Source organism: Hyalangium sp. (assembly GCF_035629615.1).
In the GTDB taxonomy this organism is placed as follows: domain Bacteria; phylum Myxococcota; class Myxococcia; order Myxococcales; family Myxococcaceae; genus Hyalangium.
On record NZ_DASPHO010000466.1, the window covers coordinates 1 to 2,725 of the forward strand.

Below are 2,725 nucleotides of genomic sequence, written 5' to 3' on the forward strand. Positions count from 1 at the left end.
CACGTCGATGATCGTCCCATCCTTGCACTGGCGCCGCGTCTCCAGGCCCATGAGCGGCTCGCTCCCGGCCACCTGCGCCAGGTTGGCGCGGAACTCCTCGTGCTTCTCCAGGGGCACGGCCACCAGCGGGCGCCCGATGGCCTCCTCCGCCGTCCACCCGAAGATGCGCTCGGCGGCCGAGTTCCACATGCGCACCGTGCCATCCGGATCCATCAGCACAATGGCGGCGGGCGAGGCCTGGATGATGGTGGAGAGCGTCTGGTGCGCCTCGCGCAGCGCCGCCTGGGCCGCCTGCTGCTGCTCGAGCAGGCGCGCTCGAGCCAGCGCCTCCGCGGCGGGGTGCACGAGCAGCTCCAGGAAGGCGCGCTCATCCGCGTCGAAGCGGCGGGCCTCGGTGAAGCCCAGCACCAGCGCTCCCAGCGTGCGCCCCTCGGCCCGCAGCGGCAGGCAGGCCATGGAGGGCGTCAAGGGCACGGGCGTCATTCCCTGGCGCTGCACGAGCACCGGGTAGCGGTGGGCCAGCGCCTCGGGCGTCTCCAGCCAGACCGGCTGGCCCTCGCGCAGCGCCTCCATCAACGGTGCGCCCAGCCCTAGCGGCAGCCGCTGGAAGCGCTCCACCACCTCCTGCGGGTAGCCAAACGTCCGGGCCAGCCGCGCGTACTCGCCATCCGGCTCGATGAGCCACAGCCCGCCGCTGCGCGCTCCCACCGCCGCCACACCGTGGTCCACGAGGATCTCCGCCACGCGTGTGGCGGTGAGCGCCTGCGAGAGCTCGGCGGTGACAGCCTGGAGGCGGGTGGTGCGCTCCGCGGTGCGCTGGGCGTGGGCGCGCGCCTGCTGCTCGACGGCATAGAGCCGGGCCCGCTCCAGCGCCTGGGCCGTCTGCCCCGCCAGATCCATCAAGAAGGCCCGCTCGTCCTGGGTGAAGGCCCGCGGCGCCGCGAAGCCCAGCGAGAGCACGCCCAGGACCCGCCCGCGGGACAGCAGCGGGAGGCTGGCCATGGCCTGGGCCAGCAGCTCGCGGCGTTGGAAGGAGGTGGGGTAGCGCGCCGTGAGCTCCTCCTCCGTCTCCATCCACACGGGCTCTTCGGTCCGGTAGGCCTCCGCGGCGGGAAGGGGCGCCTCGCTCGGGAAGCGGGACAGCAACTCCAGCCAGGAAGGGGGCAGGTTGCGGCTGACGAGGATCTCCAGCCAGGAGGGGTCCTCGCTGGCCACGGTGACGACACCCTGCTCGGCACTCAGCGCGTCCATCGCCTCGCGCATCACCACCCCGGCCACATCCGCGGGCGTCACGGCCTCGGACAGCGCCGCGGTGGCACGCTGCATGCGCAGGATGCGGTTGGCCGCCACCTCTGCGTCCAGCCGGGCCCGCCGCTCCGCCGCGTAGGCGCGCGCCACGTCCAGCACCACCGCGGCTCGATCCGCCACCTCCTGGAGGAGCAGCCGCTCGGTGTCTTCGAAGGGGCGGGTGTTCAGGCCTCGGGCGACGGCCAGGGTGCCGAGAATGCGCCCGCGCGCTCGCAGCGGCAGCACGAGCAGATCGCTGAAGGGGAAGCGCTCGGCCGCCGCGCGCATGGACGGAGCCACCGCCCGTCGCAGCACCTCGGGGGGCAGGGCCGACAACAGCAGCGACTCGCCCTTGCGCACCACCAGGGCGGACAGCCCCTCGTCTGCTCGCTGGGGACCGGACACCAGGGACTGGAAGCTCTCACGCGAGGAAGGATCGGCATGGGCCGAGCCCACCGGGTGCAGCCACAGCCCATCCTCGGACAGCAGGCGCAGGCCGCACGCCTGCCCCAGGGACGGCACTACCAGCGCGCACAGCCGCTCGAGCACCGCAGGGGGTTCCAGGCTCGCGTCCGCGAGGACCCGCGAGGCCTCGGCCAGCAGGGCCAGCCGTTCCTCCAGGCCGAGCGGACTGCCTTGATAGTGCTGCGCTGGGCTGGTGCCGCTCGAAGCCATGCCGATGTACCGCCCCCCAAAAAGAGTGATCGCACATGGGAACAGCCGAATGGGCAAAGGTGCTTTCCACGCGGACGTGCTGCCGTTGACAGACCTACATGGGTGCACTGTCCTGCACACATCAACATGGGGGGTGGGTGTCTTCCGCTGGGGCTGAAACGCGGGGGCAAGGGGACGCGGGAGTCCGTTGCTCCCGGCCAGGGTTCAGCTAAAGCGGGGGGGTGAATGCCTCCACGGAAGCCCCCTCCCCTGTGAACGAGGGGAAAGACGGCACCTTCAAGCGCACGGCGATGCTGGCCGTCGGAGCGGTGGGTGTCGTCTATGGGGACATCGGCACCAGCCCACTCTATGCGCTGCGCGAGTGCTTTCACGGTCCGCACCAGTTGAGGGTGCTCAATGAGGCCAATGTTCTCGGCGTGCTGTCGCTGATCGTCTGGTCGCTGATCATCGTCATTTCGATCAAGTACATCGTGTTCATTCTGCGGGCGGATAACCGGGGCGAAGGCGGCATCCTCGCGCTTACGGCGCTGATCGTGCCGGGCGGCGCCTCGGTCGATCGCACCGGCAAATTGATCGTGATGATCGGCCTGTTCGGAGCGGCGCTGCTTTACGCCGACGGCATGATCACGCCGGCGATCACGGTGCTCAGCGCCGTCGAAGGGTTGCAAATCGCCGCCCCTGGCTTCAAGAACTACACGATCGTCATCGCCGTGGTGATTCTCACGGTGCTGTTCTTTTTCCAGTCGCTCGGCACGGCGAAGGT

The 2,725-nt window shown here is 70.4% G+C and carries 2 protein-coding genes; one reads left to right on the plus strand and one right to left on the minus strand.

Going from position 1 to position 2,725, the window contains the following annotated elements:
- Window positions 1–1,962 (minus strand): GAF domain-containing protein (locus VD972_RS23900; RefSeq protein WP_324990723.1); only part of this gene is annotated, 1,962 nt, incomplete at its 3' end.
- Window positions 1,963–2,213: 251 nt separating this feature from the next.
- Here VD972_RS23900 and VD972_RS23905 point away from each other — a divergent pair.
- Window positions 2,214–2,725: KUP/HAK/KT family potassium transporter (locus VD972_RS23905; RefSeq protein WP_414654109.1), on the plus strand; the 512-nt coding region annotated here is incomplete at its 3' end.